Annotated in this window: 14 protein-coding genes; 10 read left to right on the top strand and 4 right to left on the bottom strand. The window is 46.4% G+C overall.

Features of this window, described 5'->3' with window-relative positions:
• Window positions 1-31 precede the first annotated feature (31 nt).
• Both AC1DVJ_RS17910 and AC1DVJ_RS17905 read left to right on the top strand, forming a co-directional pair.
• A complete protein-coding gene (locus AC1DVJ_RS17910; protein WP_477592597.1) occupies window positions 32-1,492 on the top strand; it encodes a nicotinate phosphoribosyltransferase in 1,461 nt (486 codons plus the stop codon).
• Window positions 1,493-1,635: 143 nt separating this feature from the next.
• Complete coding sequence (locus tag AC1DVJ_RS17905) at window positions 1,636-2,475, top strand: aldo/keto reductase (protein ID WP_477592596.1); 840 nt, start codon at window positions 1,636-1,638, stop codon at window positions 2,473-2,475.
• A gap of 110 nt (window positions 2,476-2,585) precedes the next feature.
• Here the strand turns inward: AC1DVJ_RS17905 and AC1DVJ_RS17900 are convergent, their stop codons facing one another.
• Together AC1DVJ_RS17900 and AC1DVJ_RS17895 are read right to left on the bottom strand one after the other, a co-directional pair.
• The gene (locus tag AC1DVJ_RS17900; RefSeq protein WP_477592595.1) at window positions 2,586-3,377 is read right to left on the bottom strand and encodes a hypothetical protein; all 792 of its coding nucleotides are present in this window, start codon (window positions 3,375-3,377) and stop codon (window positions 2,586-2,588) included.
• A 151-nt stretch (window positions 3,378-3,528) separates the two neighbouring features.
• Window positions 3,529-3,741 (bottom strand): hypothetical protein, encoded by a 213-nt coding sequence (locus tag AC1DVJ_RS17895; RefSeq protein WP_173111184.1) that lies wholly within the window; start codon window positions 3,739-3,741, stop codon window positions 3,529-3,531.
• A 318-nt stretch (window positions 3,742-4,059) separates the two neighbouring features.
• Here AC1DVJ_RS17895 and AC1DVJ_RS17890 point away from each other — a divergent pair, with 318 nt between their 5' ends.
• The 3 genes from AC1DVJ_RS17890 to AC1DVJ_RS17880 all read left to right on the top strand — a co-directional run bounded on the left by AC1DVJ_RS17890 (window position 4,060) and on the right by AC1DVJ_RS17880 (window position 6,823).
• The gene (locus AC1DVJ_RS17890) at window positions 4,060-5,010 is read left to right on the top strand and encodes an ABC transporter ATP-binding protein (protein ID WP_477592594.1); all 951 of its coding nucleotides are present in this window, start codon (window positions 4,060-4,062) and stop codon (window positions 5,008-5,010) included.
• Entirely contained in the window at window positions 5,007-6,110 is a 1,104-nt protein-coding gene (locus tag AC1DVJ_RS17885) for an ABC transporter permease (RefSeq protein ID WP_477592593.1), read from the top strand. Before AC1DVJ_RS17890 ends, AC1DVJ_RS17885 begins: the two co-directional genes overlap by 4 nt.
• Window positions 6,111-6,256: 146 nt before the next feature.
• Entirely contained in the window at window positions 6,257-6,823 is a 567-nt protein-coding gene (locus AC1DVJ_RS17880) for a Uma2 family endonuclease (RefSeq protein WP_477592592.1), read from the top strand.
• Between the two features lie 201 nt (window positions 6,824-7,024).
• Here AC1DVJ_RS17880 and AC1DVJ_RS17875 read toward each other — a convergent pair whose 3' ends face one another.
• Window positions 7,025-8,458 carry a SpoVR family protein gene (locus tag AC1DVJ_RS17875; protein WP_477592591.1) on the bottom strand — a complete coding sequence of 478 codons (1,434 nt, stop codon included), beginning with the start codon at window positions 8,456-8,458 and terminating at the stop codon, window positions 7,025-7,027.
• Window positions 8,455-9,612 carry a sporulation protein YhbH gene (gene yhbH, locus AC1DVJ_RS17870; protein ID WP_477592590.1) on the bottom strand — a complete coding sequence of 386 codons (1,158 nt, stop codon included), beginning with the start codon at window positions 9,610-9,612 and terminating at the stop codon, window positions 8,455-8,457. The genes AC1DVJ_RS17875 and yhbH overlap by 4 nt, the downstream gene beginning before the upstream one ends.
• A gap of 398 nt (window positions 9,613-10,010) precedes the next feature.
• Here yhbH and AC1DVJ_RS17865 point away from each other — a divergent pair, with 398 nt between their 5' ends.
• The 5 genes from AC1DVJ_RS17865 to AC1DVJ_RS17845 all read left to right on the top strand — a co-directional run.
• Window positions 10,011-11,480: a methyl-accepting chemotaxis protein gene (locus tag AC1DVJ_RS17865; protein ID WP_477592589.1), complete on the top strand. Its 1,470-nt coding sequence runs from the start codon at window positions 10,011-10,013 to the stop codon at window positions 11,478-11,480.
• 272 nt (window positions 11,481-11,752) lie between these two features.
• Window positions 11,753-13,615 (top strand): FAD-dependent oxidoreductase, encoded by a 1,863-nt coding sequence (locus AC1DVJ_RS17860; protein WP_477592588.1) that lies wholly within the window; start codon window positions 11,753-11,755, stop codon window positions 13,613-13,615.
• 129 nt (window positions 13,616-13,744) lie between these two features.
• Window positions 13,745-14,365 carry a hypothetical protein gene (locus AC1DVJ_RS17855; RefSeq protein ID WP_477592587.1) on the top strand — a complete coding sequence of 207 codons (621 nt, stop codon included), beginning with the start codon at window positions 13,745-13,747 and terminating at the stop codon, window positions 14,363-14,365.
• A 107-nt stretch (window positions 14,366-14,472) separates the two neighbouring features.
• Complete coding sequence (locus AC1DVJ_RS17850) at window positions 14,473-15,429, top strand: 3'-5' exoribonuclease YhaM family protein (RefSeq protein ID WP_477592586.1); 957 nt, start codon at window positions 14,473-14,475, stop codon at window positions 15,427-15,429.
• A 184-nt stretch (window positions 15,430-15,613) separates the two neighbouring features.
• A partial coding sequence (locus tag AC1DVJ_RS17845) for a hypothetical protein (RefSeq protein WP_477592585.1) occupies window positions 15,614-15,867 on the top strand: 254 nt, incomplete at its 3' end.

Below are 15,867 nucleotides of genomic sequence, written 5' to 3'. Positions count from 1 at the left end.
TATCTGATGGGCTAGCGGGAGGATGATAAAGATGAATTGGCACACGATGAATGCGATGAATAACTTAACGCTACATACGGATAAATATCAAATTAACATGATGTACGCCCACTGGCTGCAGGGGTCGCATACGGAGAGAGCTGTGTTCGAGGTGTATTTCCGTAAGCTGCCTTTTGATGGGGGCTATGCGGTCTTCGCAGGGCTTGCGCGGGTGGTTCATTATATACAGAACCTGCATTTCGGCGAGGAAGAGATCGCCTATTTGCGCATGCAAGAGGAGAACTACAAGGAGGAATTCCTCGATGCGCTTCGCGGGTTTACATTCAAAGGCGATATTCAAGCCATACCTGAGGGTACGCTTGTGTTCCCGAATGTGCCGCTTGTTCGCGTAATCGGCAGTATTTTTGAGGCGCAGCTCGTTGAGACGGCGATTCTGAACTTCGTGAACTTTCAGACGCTCATCGCGACGAAAGCCTCGCGTATGAAAGGCGTTGCTCCGCACGATGTGCTGCTGGAGTTCGGAACACGCCGCGCCCAGGAGGCTGACGCCGCCATCTGGGGCGCAAGAGCGGCCTATATCGCGGGGTTCCACGCGACATCGAATCTCAGGGCCGGGATGCTGTTCGGCATACCGACCAAGGGCACGCATGCTCACGCATGGGTGCAGGCCCACGATACGGAAGCGGAAGCCTTCCGTGCGTATGCCGAGGCCCTACCCGAGCAGGTAACGCTGCTCGTGGACACGTACGACACGCTGCGCAGCGGTGTGCCGAACGCCATTGCTACGGCGCGGCTGCTCGCGAGCCGCGGCAAGCGCTTGAACGCCATTCGCCTCGACAGCGGCGATTTGGCGTATTTATCCCAGCAGGCGCGGCGCATGCTGGATGAGGCGGGCTTTCCGGAGGTGAAGATTGTGGCATCCAATGATTTGGATGAGCACATCATCGCCGGGCTGAAAGCCCAAGGGGCTAAGATCGACAGCTGGGGCATTGGCACCCAGCTGATTACAGCGGCCGACCAGCCTGCGCTGGGCGGGGTGTATAAGCTTGTTGCCCGGGAGAAGGACGGCGAATTCGTGCCGGTCATTAAGATTTCGGGCAACCCGGAGAAGGTGTCGAATCCAGGCTTCAAGGAAGCCTACCGGATTATGAACTTGAAGACAGGCAAAGCGGAAGCTGACTATTTGGCTTTGCAGGACGAAGTGGATATTCGTCAGGGGGCGCGGATTAAGCTATTTGACCCGATCCATCCGTACCTGTTCAAATATATCGAGAATTATGAGGCGATTCCGCTTTTGAAACCGATTTTTGAGGGCGGTAAGTTGATCTATGAGCTTCCTAGTTTGGAGGCGATTCGTGACTACCATGCAGAGCAAATGCAAACGGTTTGGCCGCAATATCTGCGGATGCTGAACCCCGAGGTGTATCGTGTCAATTTGAGCGCAGCCTTGTGGCAATTGAAAATGGATTTAATTCATGCGCATCAAAATTAAGCAGTCCCAGTCTTTAGATTTCCTGTCTCCTACCTCCTACTAACGTAGATTTTGGTAAAATCCGACTTCAGTGGTATGATTAATATGAGCTACACGGTAAAGATGCGCTCATTCTAATCTTATTCCGATGGAGGTTGTTAGCAATGTCTACGCAAGCGAATCAAGCATTTACAGCAGGAGTTACGCTCAACAATGGTGTACATATGCCTTGGCTGGGTCTCGGTGTTTATAAAAGCAAAGAAGGACAAGAGGTTATCGGAGCGGTTCAAACCGCTTTGCAGTTAGGCTATCGAAGCATTGACACTGCTGCGGTATATCGCAATGAGGAAGGCGTCGGTGAAGGTTTGCGCCAAAGCGGCGTGCCGCGTGAGGACATTTTCGTAACCACGAAGGTGTGGAATGCGGATCAAGGCTACGAGTCTACGCTCCAAGCTTTTGAAGCTAGCCGTAAGCGGCTTGGGCTGGAAACGATTGATCTTTATTTGGTACATTGGGCCGTGTCCGCGACGTATCGGGAAACTTGGAAAGCGCTGGTCCACCTCTACAAAGAGGGGCACGTTCGTGCAATTGGCGTTAGCAATTTTCAAATCTCTCATTTGGAGCACGTGATCGAAGATACCGGAGTTGTTCCTGCGGTCAATCAAGTGGAGTATCATCCGGAGCTTTCGCAAAAAGAGCTGCTCACGTTTACGCGTGAACGGGGCATTCAATTAGAAGCATGGAGCCCGCTTATGCAGGGTAAGTTAGATCAGCCTGAATTGGCGCAGCTTGCTGCGAAATACGAGAAATCGGCTGCACAAATTGTGCTGCGTTGGGACATACAGCATGGCGTCGTGACGATTCCGAAGTCCGTGACCGAGCATCGGATACGTGAGAATGCAGATATTTTTGATTTTGAATTGAACGCCGAGGATATGGCTTTGATCGATTCGATGAATAAGAATCAGCGTATCGGACCCGATCCGGATAACGTGACGTTCTAATGGATTGTTGTTCTTAATATGAAAATTTAAAATGGAATTCCAAAGAGGAAACGCCCGTTTGTGCGGGGTTTCCTCTTTTCAATGCGTGGGAAGAGATTTCCTCCCTCCGATTATTTCAATAAAGCAATCATTTGATACACCTCGCGGTGATCACCTGGCAGTAAGAAATTCGCGACCTTCAGCTGTGAGGAACCATCTCCGTCAAGGAAAAGCCCATCGACAAGCTGATTCTCCCCTACTTGCTCCTGTACCGCTGTACGGAACTCTTCCCCTGTACACGGGGTTGGCGCTACGACGAGATACACGTTGTTCATTCGATCATACACGATGCCGGATCGCATGCGCTTCTCATTGATGACAGGCATTTCTTCCGAGATCGCTTGCTCGGCCCAGCCGAATGGATTCGTAAGCCCCATGCTTACACCACCCTGCGCCCAATAACGCGTTCGATCCATCACCTTGAGCTCGCTCGCATTTTCGACAATTTGGACGGTAAAGGTCTGCGCCTTCTCATCCCATACGAGCGTCCCTCGTTTCCGATCCGTATTGTACCAGCCTGAGCCGTAATCCCCAGGTTGCCCCTTAACAGGCAGATCATTGGTCACTGCGATGCTTAGCAAATATCCTTGCCAGAAAAATCCGCCGTTAATCCCATTATCCTGTCGATCGGTAACATTGGCTTTAATCGCTTTGAGTCCTATGTTTTCAGGTGACGTTTGGATTACGTGAAGCACGACGCCATTCGTTGCCGGTTGGATGCTATACACGGCATTCGTCGCTGGAGGCGGTTGAGAAGCCGTGTGTAGACCCCAAATTAAGGTCCATACGAAACTCATGATCATAATGAGAAGATAGATTAGTAGCTGAGCAGCATGCGCTTTGAAAAGGCGGATAACGGACATAGAGTTCTCCATCCCAGCTGTAGTGGATTCTTTACTATTAGTCTATGAAAAGAGTGAGGTAGATATACCTATTTGTCTACGAAAAAAACGCCTACGAAGGAATCTACCATTCGTAGGCGTTGGTCATGAAACATCTATGTAATGTCATGAGCTAGAAAATAGGTATACGTGCTTTATTCCCATCTTTGGCATATAAAATCGCTTCCGAGCTAAATAAATCTACACGCTCTAACGAATTAACTAAATTCATGGTGGTGAATTTGTTATGACGAAGTGCGTTGATCAAAGAGGGAATTAACTTATGATCCGTGCCGACGAAATTAACAGAAATCGGCTTCTTATTAAATAAAATATTCATTCTCACTTCAACACATCTCCTCCTGAATGGTTTATTAAGTAGATATTAAGATTATCATACCTTTCTCAATAAGTTCGTCGATTGACGTTGTCGGAATTCCACTAGTTCTGTCAGTGGAGTTTGTCTGATAGAGTTGTCTGGGAAGGTCCTACGTGAGAAAGTGTAACTGTGCGTTCATTTGTTAAAATATAAGAAATTATATGTTTCACCTAATAAGTTGGCTATATTTTTCCATAAACGCTTCCGTCCTCTGATGGACGGCGTAGCCGTTTATTTTGTATGATAGGGTGAGTTAAGCAAAATTTGGGAGCGGAGGGGGCTAGCATGATGGAGTCTTCACAGATTGTTATTGAAGCGGATGGTTTAATTAAAAATTATGGATCCTTCCAGGCCGTGCGAGGCGTTAACTTTCAGGTTTATCAAGGCGAGGTATTCGGCTTACTCGGTCCTAATGGCGCTGGAAAAACGACAACGATGGAAATGATCGAAGGGCTGCGGAAGCCAGACGGCGGACGTGCGATTGTAGCTGGATATGATACGCAAAAGGATTTAGGCAAGGTCAAGGAAGTCATCGGCGTTCAGCTTCAGTCGACATCGCTGTTCGAGCTGTTAACGGTTGAAGAAATTATGAGGATGTATGCCAGCTTCTATCCGAAGTCAATTCCGATTCAGCCACTGTTAGAAGATATGACGTTAATTGATAAAAGAAACGGCCGCGTAAAGCATCTTTCTGGCGGGCAAAAGCAGAGACTTGCTATTGGTCTTGCTCTGCTCAACGATCCCAAGGTTATTTTTCTGGATGAACCTACAACTGGGTTAGATCCGACAGCAAGACGAACGCTATGGGAGATTATTCTGAAGCTGAAGGAGCGAGGAAAAACGATTGTGCTGTCCACACATTATATGGAAGAAGCGCATGTGCTCTGCGATCGTATTTGTTTAATGGATCAAGGGAAGGTCGTCGCATTGGATACGCCTCGTAATCTAGTGAGCAGCTTGCAATCGGATAGTGCAATCGAGTTCAGATTGCAAGATTTGGAGGATACGGACAAGGAATCGGTTCTTGAAGAGCTTCGCGAAATCCGTGAAGTAAAAGGCATCGACGTGCGCAAGGATGTATTCGTCCTCTATACAGATAAACTGCAAGAATCGCTTATCGACCTCATTGAGAAAAGCGCTGGCGGCAGATTGCAATTGGCAGACTTGCAGACAAGAACGGCTACGCTGGAAGATGTATTTATTTCCATGACCGGAAGGAGCTTGAAAGAAGAATGAATACCTATATCCAATTGACGTTAAGCCAGCTTCGGTTGTTTTTGCGTAATCGACAAGTGCTCGTATTCACCTTATTCATGCCGCTATTCTTCATGATTATGCTCGGTTCCTTTCTGGGCAAGGGGAATGACATCATCATAGATGGCGTTGTTATTGACCAGGATCGAAGTGCGGAATCCAAGATCATGGTGGAGGCACTTCAAACGAATAGTATATTGAAGCTAAAGTCATCCGATGACTTGGATAAGTCGCTAGAGCAGCTGAAACATGGTGATCAGAAGCTAGTTGTGATTATTCAGAAAAACTACGGGCAGGCGGTAGGGCTGAAGGGAGCAAATAGCACTAAGGCGAGCTTCCTTCAGGTTTACTATGATCAAACCAACCAACAGAGTGCGCAGATCGGCCTGCAAACGGTCGGGCAGGTGGCGGATGATGTTTCCAAGCAAATCTCTAACTACATTCCAATTGTTAAAATAGAGCCCGTTGGCGTGCAAGCTTTGCAGCTTCGCTACATTGATTTCCTCGTGCCAGGTATTCTGGCTATGATGATCATGACCAACAACTTAAACGGCGTCTCGGGGCAAATCGCTTCCTGGCGTGAGCGAGGTGTGTTGCGACGTATGCAAAGTACACCGTTGAAGGCCTCAACCTTCATCGCCGCGCAGATTACCGCGCGCCTCGTGATGAACACGGCCCAAGCCTTGATTGTGCTGCTTGTAGGCACCTTGATTTTCGGGACGCAGGTGAACGGCTCGTGGCCGCTGCTCCTGCTGTTTATCGTCATGGGTACATTGACGTTCATGTCCATCGGTTTTATCATCGCCGGCGTGGCCAAAACCCCGGAGAGCGCTGGGCCCATTTCCGGGCTGATCTCGTTCCCGCTCATGTTCTTGGGCGGCGTGTTCTTCTCCGTTTCCAGCATGCCGGAATTCTTGCAGCCGATCGTGAAATCGATCCCGATTACCCAGCTCAGCACCGCCCTTCGGCAGATCATGAATGTGGGAGCCGGGTTCGGGGAGCTCTGGCAAGAAGGGCTGATGCTGGCCATTTGGCTGGTTGTGTCTTTCATTGTGGCTACGTTTACGTTTAAGTGGGAGTAGGGAAATATTGTTGTGGAGGACAGGAAAGAACTGCTACTAATTGGGAAATACTGATCTTATAAATGAGCGTAAAATTAAACACCGACTTGTTTGAACATGGTACAATTAATAAATGTTATAGTGAAATCAGAAGGAGGCCCAACATTGTGTCAAATCCGGATGAGAAGAAAATCCATACCTATCAAGATTGGCAGACATGGGACGGAACATGGGAGTTAATTGATGGCAAAGCCTATAATATGTCGCCAGCTCCGACCTCATTGCATCAATTTATTGTAGGAGAGCTTCATTTCGCCCTGCGGACATTCTTTCAGAATCGGAGTTGCTTTGTGTTTGTGGCTCCATTTGATGTGTTTTTTAGCGAAAGTGAAGAGTATGAGTCGCCTGATCATGTCACACAGCCAGACCTCTCGGTTGTGTGCTCGAAGGATCAGATCTCAAAACATGGCTGTCAAGGTGCTCCAATGGTAATCATTGAAGTGCTATCCCCTTCCACCGCATTGAAAGACTTTAATGAGAAATTTAATTTATATCAGAAGTATGGTGTTCAGGAGTATTGGATTGTCGATCCGGGAAACCGAACAGTTCACGTGTATTCGCTGCTGGATGGTAGTTATCAGGTACGTCAACTGTTTACGGAGCAGGAAACGATCCAGTCTATTGCATTTAAAGATTTGCAAGTACCAATGAACAAGCTGTTCATTCTGGGATAATTAGAACAATAAACCGGCGAGATATGAAGCCCAGCCTTTGTCATGTTTTTGGTTTCGAGATGCAGCCAGTAGAGAGCATTACATCACGCAGCATCGTCAGAATATCGCGTTAGGTCAGGTATTCCCGTTAATGCAACAAAAAACCTCAGCTCCCACGAAGACATCGTGGTGGCTGAGGTTTTTAATCATTTCCATTCCGAGTTACAAAAACCGCCGATGATGCTTCTTCCCATCAAAACTAAATAACACCGGCTTATCCTCCACAACCGTATGCATGTGGATGGTCTTACCCCACAGCTTATAAATATACGGCAGCGTTCGCTCCACATACTTCAGATCCAGCTCCACGCCTTCAAAAGCGTGCTTCAAATACAACTCGCCGTTACGCTGGTAATCCCCGTCTTCCACAACGATGTAGGGAAAACCGCCATTCACCCTGGAATAAATAAGCTGATCGCGCGTATTTTCCCACGTTTTATCCGTAATTTTCCATTCGGGGCCCTTCTTCTCAAACACATACAGGTCTAACTCTTCAACCAGCGGTTTATTTAAATAATTACGGATGAACGAGGTATCGGATTCGTACTCGCGTACTTCAAAGATCTTCTTCCTGCCTTGGCCAGGCTTCCGCCCGAACCGGCGAATTTCTTCTTCCGTCGGCGCATCCCAGTGCTTCTCGATGTCTTCAAATATTTTTACGCCCAAATAATAAGGATTTAACGAATGGCGAGAAGGAACAACGACGGAGGAGTTCAGCTTGGAGTATTCGATCGTTTCTTCCTCGGTCAAGTCCATTTCACGCAGGATGTGTTGATGCCAGTACGATGCCCAGCCTTCGTTCATGATTTTGGTTTCGAGCTGCGGCCAGAAGTAGAGCATTTCATCGCGCAGCATGGTCAAGATATCACGTTGCCATTCTTCCATGTAGGGGGCATTCTCTTCAATAAAAAGAAGAATGTCCTTCTCGGGCTTAGGCGGGAAACGCTTCGTATCTTCTTTATCCAGTGAAACCAAAGGTTTATTTCGGCTATCTAAATCCCATAAATCCTCATATCCGTAGGTGTTTTCCGACCGCACCGCTGGTGTAGCGGCTTTGTTATTTTCTTGGCGTTTGCGCGTTTGTCCATACGTTAGCGTTAGTACAGGATCAATGTGCTCTTGGATGGCAAGTACGGCATCTATGAATTGTTCAACCTCATCGATCCCGTACAGAATTTCATATTGGTGAATGCGCTCGGCCGTGGCGGACATGCTCTCTACCATGTTGCGATTTGTTTTGGAGAAGCGTGCGTTATTTTTGAAAAAGTCGCAGTGAGCCAACACGTGCGCGACGATGAGTTTATTTTGAATCAGGGAATTTCCGTCCAAAAGGAAGGCATAACAGGGGTCCGAATTGATGACCAATTCGTAAATTTTACTGAGTCCAAAGTCGTACTGCGTTTTCATACGATGGAAATTTTTTCCGAAACTCCAGTGACTGTATCGTGTTGGCATCCCATAGGCACCGAAGGTGTAAATAATTTCTGCTGGACAGATTTCGTACCGCATCGGAAAGAAGTCGAGCCCAAAGCCTTTCGCGATCTCCGTAATTTCATCAATGGCATATTCCAGCTTCTGGATTTCGGATTTACTCACTGTGCAGGCACTCCTTCCTTTTTGGTGAAAAAGGTTTTCAACGCTTTATACACTTCACCTTTTTCACGGATGACGTAATGCAGGAATTTCGGATTGTTAATATGACGGAAGGCGGACATCAGCGTAGAGCTGCGATTATATTGATTCACTTCCCCGTAGCCAAACATGTTCGACCGTTCCATTAATTGCGAGATCAGCTTCACACAGCGCTCGTTATCAGAGGTCAAATTGTCACCGTCTGAGAAATGAAACGGATATATATTGAACTGAGAAGGGGGATACCTTTTATCAATAATATCGATGGCTGTTTGGTAGGCAGAAGAGCAGATCGTCCCTCCGCTTTCGCCTTTGGTGAAGAACTCTTCCTCTGTAACCTCTTTAGCCTCTGTATGATGGGCGATGAACACAATTTCAACATTCTCATACTTCGTACGCAAGAAGCGGGTCATCCAGAAAAAGAAACTGCGGGCTATGTATTTCTCGAAGGAGCCCATGGAACCAGAGGTATCCATCATGGCAATAATAAGCGCATTGGAATGCGGTTTCTCGATTTCTTCCCATGTTTTGAAACGAAGATCATCCGGGCTGATGTGATGAATACCTGGCGAGGTGGAGCGAGAATTGCGACGCATATTTTCCAAAATCGTACGTTTCTTATCGATGTTGGACATGATCCCTTTTTTACGAATATCGTTGAAAATAACTTCAGTGGTCGTCATGTTTCGTTTCTCTTTTTGCTGCAAATTCGGCAGCTCAAGCTCCGAGAATAACATCGCTTGCAGCTCTTCCATACTCACTTGGGCTTCGTAATAGTCTTCACCGGCTTGATCCCCCGCGCCTTCTCCTTTACCTGGACCCTGTGCAGGCTGTGGATCTGTTCCCAGCACATCGCCGACCTGTGAGTCGCCGTCTCCCTGACCAACATGCTTGCCTTTGTTGAAGTTATAGCGGAAGCGGTATTCGTCCAAGCTTTTTATCGGTACCTTCACGACTTGTTTACCGTTGGACATGACAATGCTTTCATCTGTAACCAGGTCAGGAAGGTTCTGTTTAATGGCATCTTTGACCTTCTCTTGATGTCTGGTTTGATCTTGGTATCCTTTGCGGTGGAGTGACCAATCCTCTTTGGAAACGATAAATAAGGGCTCTGTCATGGGGACACCTCCTTGGCGTTTATAATAAGCAGAACGCTAATCAGACATAGGGAAATAAAGCTTGTTATTAAATATATTCAAGTGCGCGAGGGATATGTGGTGAATTGTTTGTGAATGTAAATGTAATATAAAATGACATAAAATCACTTATTTCTTTCTCGATAGCGGAAAACTCACAAAAAAACCGATTTAATGTTACATATATTGACATGGAATTCAAATGTCGACTATAATGTACTTACGATCACAGCGCTGTGATCGTAATCTTTTCTAGCATATTATCGTGCTAATCGGCAATGAAGCCGCGATGACATCTCATTCCAAACGGGTGCCTTGTGGCTTTTTGTTGTTTTCACATTATTGAAATTATACATATACATTTACGGGGGGGTTAGCTCATGATCAAGCTATTACACGTAGCTGAGTATAATCAGATTGAAAGCAGTCTGAGTAAATTAGCGGATGGCGACTTCCGTGTGAATAGTGACGGAGTGGCAATTAAAGAAAGATCTACCATGCTTCCGATTTTGAAAAGAACGATCCGAAGTTTAAAATCACTCGTGCGAGCGGTTGATCATTCTTCTAGAGAGCTCCATATAAAGATGGAGGACACGAGCAGCAAGTCTGCGATGGTTTCTGAACAAGTTGAAGTGGTTACCAGCACGATCCGCGAAATTGCAGTCGGCATGCAGGATGCATCGGAGCACGTTTCCGACATTGCAGATGAAATGCATAAAATTCATCACTTTCTTCAGGAGGTTAAGGGGAAAAATGGTTCCGTTGTAGGTTCATCTGAAGAATTGTCAGAAGATGTTTCATTAGGGAAAAGGGAAATGTCTTCCGCTATGGAACAAATGCGCTTTATTTCGGGTGAAAGTGTTCAGGTGCAAGAACGGATGGATCGTCTTGGCAAGGCCATTGGAAAAATCGCCGATATTACTAGGTTGATTGAAGAAATAAGCTCACAAACCCAATTGCTCGCATTAAATGCGAATATTGAAGCAGCGCGTGCAGGGGAACAAGGGAAGGGATTTGCGGTTGTCGCCAAGGAGATTACGAAGTTAGCGGTTCAAACCAAGCAGGAAACCTTAGGTATTCAAGAGTTGATTAGGACTGTGACCCAAAGCGCTGATGTACTGGGGGAGTCTATCAATAAGATAGATGTTACGATAGGAACTGGTGTACTAACGCTGGAAACGGCAGTAGACAAATATCAAAAAGTAGAGACGTTTCTCGTCCAAATCGTTGGGGAAATGAGAGAAGTCGACGGAAGACTAGAAGGGATAACTGGCAGTACGTTATCGATTACGGATTCTGTCAATCAAACTTCCGCGATGATCCAGCAAGTAGCTGCCGGTAGTGAAGAAGTGTTGGCATCCGTTGAAGTGCAACAACAAAACTTGTTGGATATTAATGATAATATTCAGGAATCGGCTCTAAAAAGTCTGTCACTTCGTTCATCTGTTTCCCAATTCAGATTACCCTCGCTACATGACACGCACCCCCTACAAATCGAAATGGATTGTTGGATGGAATGTGCAATGGCGATCCGTGCCGTGATGGTTTCGATGATTGAATCACGTGAGTTCGAGAAGATCAAAGCATGGCATCGAAAAAAGGAAAGCAATGAGGCTCATTTAGTGATTTGCTTTCAAAACATTGAAGCAAAAGTGAAAACAGAAAAGGATCGTCATTATTTTGATGCGATATATACAGCTTGGCAAGAATTTGGTGTCATAAAAGACCAAAATGCGCATTGGATGTTGGAAGGGAAATATGACAACGCCAAGCAAGCTTCAATTACAAAAGGTAGAACCTGCTTTAAGAAGGCTGTGGACTTAGTGACCGAGTGGATGGAGGGGGAATAACAGATAAACCTCATGAAGCGACTCAAATATTGGCAAAAGTTTTTATTGATCGGAATGTTGTTTTTAATGCCCTTGACAACCAAAGAGGATGCTTGACGAATTAGCTGAATTTTTTTCTGGCCAAAAAGTCTGCCTGATCTCCTGCGACTAAGCGAGATCAGGCAGACTATTATTTTTCATCTTGCCAGTACTATTGTCTTCATGTTCGCCTGCTTTAATGATATGCTTAACTTCATATAAATAACATATTCGATGCAGCAGGGTGATGAATTTTGAGAAACTGGTTAATCAATCATATGAAATCGACAATCGTCTTCGGCATTCTTGTACTTATTACTATGGTTGGTGGAGTTTTAGGCTACTTCGGACTACATCGAGACAGTGATGGGGGATTTACGCTACATGCGCTTACATCCTTTCGACCAGATGTAGTTGTCATGGGGACAGAGCTCGAAGGTATGTATCTCGCACACAAGGCGAAACAGGAAGGGCTCGATGTACTTATCCTTGAAACGAAGGGAAGATTAGGTGGCCAACTCATCCAAGGTGAGATGCTTTATCTCGATGGAATTTACGATGATGAAGGCACCCCACTCATGCAAGGCGGTATGAAAGAGCTGTTCCATCAATACACGAAAGGAAGCATTCGTAAAAAAACAGAGTTTGCCCATTATTTTCACAAACTTATTGATGGTATCCCACTTGAGAAAAACACCGTGCTGGAAGACATGAAAGTGATGGATGGCAAGGTTGTTTCTCTTGCTTATACAGGCGGAGATGGGAAAAAGCGAATTGTGAAGCCATCGTATGTTGTTGATAATTCGGACGACGCAGCGCTGATTCGCAAACTCAATGTGCAAGCGCTTCCAGGGTTGGAAGCACTTTATGGAACCAAGGAACGCGAGTATATGAGTGGCACGTACATGATGAAATTTAAAGGAGTCGATTGGGACAAGTTTCAAACTCATTTTTGGGCAATGGATAAGATCGAGCGTGCTCATAAATATGGACCTGAAAGCTATGTGAATTCCCACATCGCCTATGGATTTCCGCCAATCGTAGCGGCCTATGAACTGCACAATAAGAGTGAACTCAATTTACGAGGCTTGAATATTCTTAATCAGGGCAATGGGGAAATCATCATCAACGCGCTACAGGTATATGGCATTGATCCAAGTCAGGAGGAAACGACCGAACAGGGGATGCAGCAGGCGAAAGCAGAAATGCCTTTCATAAGTGATCATCTACGCAAGCATATGATTGGCTTCGAGCAGTTGGAACTGGATGGAGAGACGAACGATCTGTACGTTCGGGAGTTTAATCATTACCCAACAGAATACGTGCTGCAGGCGTCGGATTTGATGAGCGGCCGGATGTTCTGGGATAACGTTAGTATTGGTGGATATTTCATGGACATTCAAGGCTCGCGTTCCAATCGGGAGGGACTGGCTATCGGCAGACCGGATAAATATGGCATTCCGCTGCGAAGCTACTTGCTTCACGATTATGACAATGTCGTCACCGCAGGGAAGCTTGTTGGAGCAACTGCAGTGGCATATGGAAGCGTAAGAATTCAGGCGAACGGGGCAATGGCAGGAGAGACGATCGGTGTACTCATGGCGCAGATGCAAGGGAGAAGCCTGAAGTCGACGACGCCAGAGGAAATTGCTCGGCTTCATGAACGGATGGAGAGTAAGTATCAGATCAAGCTGCATGACAGAATTGCGAAGGACAAAATTGCCCATCTTTCTGTAGCAGAAAAAACAGAGTTAGACAAAGGGCTGATTACGTTGTTGAAAGGCAATACAGTCGCACATCATCTGCCCTTTATCCGAATCAGCCTGGAAGGTCGAGCGATTACTTACAACGGGATTAAGCCAATTGTCATTGCAGGCATCCCTTGGGTGCCGCTTAATCAAACATTCGAGAAACTTGGTCTTGGAGATGCCACGTACGATGAAGAAAACAAGCGTATCCTATACTCTTCTATGGGGAGGACTGGAACGATTCCATCGGCGGACGTACATGTGTTGAACAATTTTGTGCTCGTAAGCTGGGCGAAGCTCGCGGAAGTGTTTGGCTACAACTGGGAGTGGAATGAGGTTAGGGACGAGGTAATCGTGAAGCGTTTATAGAAGTTGAGTAAAAAAGAAATCGTCTGACTTTGGTAACAATGGTTAATCGAGGTTTCAGCCTAAGCCCACACCATCCCCCGACATAAGCAATAGTCTACTCTATAGGTTGTTGGGGAGAGTGGATACAGGATGGGGATAAGCCGACAGCATCATAAACTTCTGAGATTACATCCGAAAGTTAGCTTGCACGCTACAAAGCCAATCAAACAACGCGTATACGCAATCCGCAAGATTGCTAGGATCATGTTGCCCTTCTACCGTAAGCTAGCGAGCAACCGTACGTTTTCCATCCAATGGGCGAAGGCCGTACGGGAGGCCGATATTGCACGCATGAATAAGCTGCTGCGCTCGGTCATCGGCTCAGAACCTGTATCCGCCTTGGCGTCCAATGGCGTGGGTTGGTTCGTCGATTTCCCATTGCCGAAACCGCTTCTTGTGATCACCAACGGGACGACGATTCGTCCAGGTCAGGTGCAGTTCACGTTCAGCTCTACGATAAATCGTGCGATCGCGAAGGCGGTCATTCCGCTATATCGGGAAATCAATTGCAATCCCAGTTACGCGGCACTTCTGGTCACGGCGATCAATACGCAGAATGAGGTATTGTTGAATCAATTGGTACGGAGTAAGGTAACGAGTCGGAGATTAGTCTCTGTTCACATTGATTTCTCCGGCTTCTTTCTCGGTTTCAAATATCCAGAAAGTAAGTATGTATATTTAAATGAAGTGTTTCGTGAGTATGTCATGTGACATCTGGTTAAAAGTAAATGGATTCGGTATAAATTTCTAGGTGCGCCACTAATCAATTGGGGGCATTTCGTAGTATAATGTTTCTATTGATTATTGGAGGCACACACATGACATTAATTAAACATCTACAAGCACCAGATGAATTTACGGGTTTTTACTTAATTAAAGAGTTGGAAGTTAAACAGACCAATACAACACCTGCCAAGGATTTTATGGATATTGTACTCTGTGATGCGAGTGGTCAAGTATCCGCCAAAATGTGGGACGTCAGCATCGCCGATAAAGAGACCTTTTTCCCGATGACCTTAGTAAAGGTACAGGGACTCGTGCAAATGTACCGCGAACGCTTGCAAGTGAAAATCGGGAAGATTCGTAAAGCGCTGCCAGAGGATGGCGTGCAAATCACTGATTTTATCCGCTCTGCACCGATCAGTCCAGTGGATCTGATTCATACAATCAACAGCGTTTTGGCGAATATTTCAAATCCAACAATTCAGTCGATTGTCTCGTTTTGCGTGGCGAAGGTCGGGGATAAGCTGGACCATTATCCTGCTGCCAAAACGCATCACCATGCGTATTTCGCGGGTCTAGCCTATCATATCGTGCGTATGCTGGAGCTTGGCGAATTTATTTGCAAACAGCGGCCATTCCTGAATGCTGACCTGATCAAAGCAGGCATTATCCTTCATGATATCGCGAAGCCAGAGGAAATGATCGCGCAGCTTGGCATCGTTTCTGACTATAGCGTGCAAGGGAAGTTGTTGGGGCACATCTCTATGGCCTCCAACTGGATTACAGAGGCTGCTCTGCATCTGGGTCTAGATCTTCAATCGGACCTTGTCATTGGCTTGCAGCATATTGTATTGTCTCACCACAACTTACCGGAGTGGGGAAGTCCTGTACTGCCGCAGCTTCCGGAGGCTGTCGCGCTTCATTACATCGATTCGATGGATGCGAAGCTGCAAATGGTCGAGGATACGCTGCTGATCACACCGGAGTCTGAGACGTGGACACCGATGATCCGCGGGTTGGAGAACAAAGCGATGTATCGATTGAAGCTGTAAGGCAGCGAATCGGACGGGGAGCCGTTTCCGAGTAGAGGGATCTACTTGGGGATGGTTTTTTGTGCTTGGTGTGGGTGTTTCATTTTGTTTTTAGAATGTTTACCTTTCGAAGAAGGAAAGCTCCGAACCCTGTCGAATTAAAATAATGTAAATTACTTACAGGCATCTGGGGGAAGGTGAATACATGCAACGATGGCTTCAAATCCATCAATTACGATGGAAAACATGGTTGGTTATCATAATTGGCTTATTATTTATGGCTACTCATGCGAGCGCGGAGCAATCAGTTGGAATGAAGGCGATTCCAAAGTGGGATCTACTTTGGGGTGGGACTGCTGATAAGATCGAAGATGTCATCGCTTCTTCAGGTGAACTTCACTGGATGACAATTGAGAGTGGCACTGAGATACCTGATAAGCCGGAAGAGGTCTCTACAGC

This window comes from Paenibacillus sp. P4_A9, from assembly GCF_056402415.1.
Note: the sequence above shows the minus strand (reverse complement) of the source record. Positions and strands in the feature narration are given on the sequence as shown.

Coding starts and splice junctions, on each gene's coding strand:
- AC1DVJ_RS17910 (WP_477592597.1), top strand. CDS start 32: ATGAATTGGCACACGATGAATGCGATGAATAACTTAACGCTACATACG.
- AC1DVJ_RS17905 (WP_477592596.1), top strand. CDS start 1,636: ATGTCTACGCAAGCGAATCAAGCATTTACAGCAGGAGTTACGCTCAAC.
- AC1DVJ_RS17900 (WP_477592595.1), bottom strand. CDS start 3,377: ATGTCCGTTATCCGCCTTTTCAAAGCGCATGCTGCTCAGCTACTAATC.
- AC1DVJ_RS17890 (WP_477592594.1), top strand. CDS start 4,060: ATGATGGAGTCTTCACAGATTGTTATTGAAGCGGATGGTTTAATTAAA.
- AC1DVJ_RS17885 (WP_477592593.1), top strand. CDS start 5,007: ATGAATACCTATATCCAATTGACGTTAAGCCAGCTTCGGTTGTTTTTG.
- yhbH (WP_477592590.1), bottom strand. CDS start 9,612: ATGACAGAGCCCTTATTTATCGTTTCCAAAGAGGATTGGTCACTCCAC.
- AC1DVJ_RS17865 (WP_477592589.1), top strand. CDS start 10,011: ATGATCAAGCTATTACACGTAGCTGAGTATAATCAGATTGAAAGCAGT.
- AC1DVJ_RS17855 (WP_477592587.1), top strand. CDS start 13,745: ATGGGGATAAGCCGACAGCATCATAAACTTCTGAGATTACATCCGAAA.
- AC1DVJ_RS17850 (WP_477592586.1), top strand. CDS start 14,473: ATGACATTAATTAAACATCTACAAGCACCAGATGAATTTACGGGTTTT.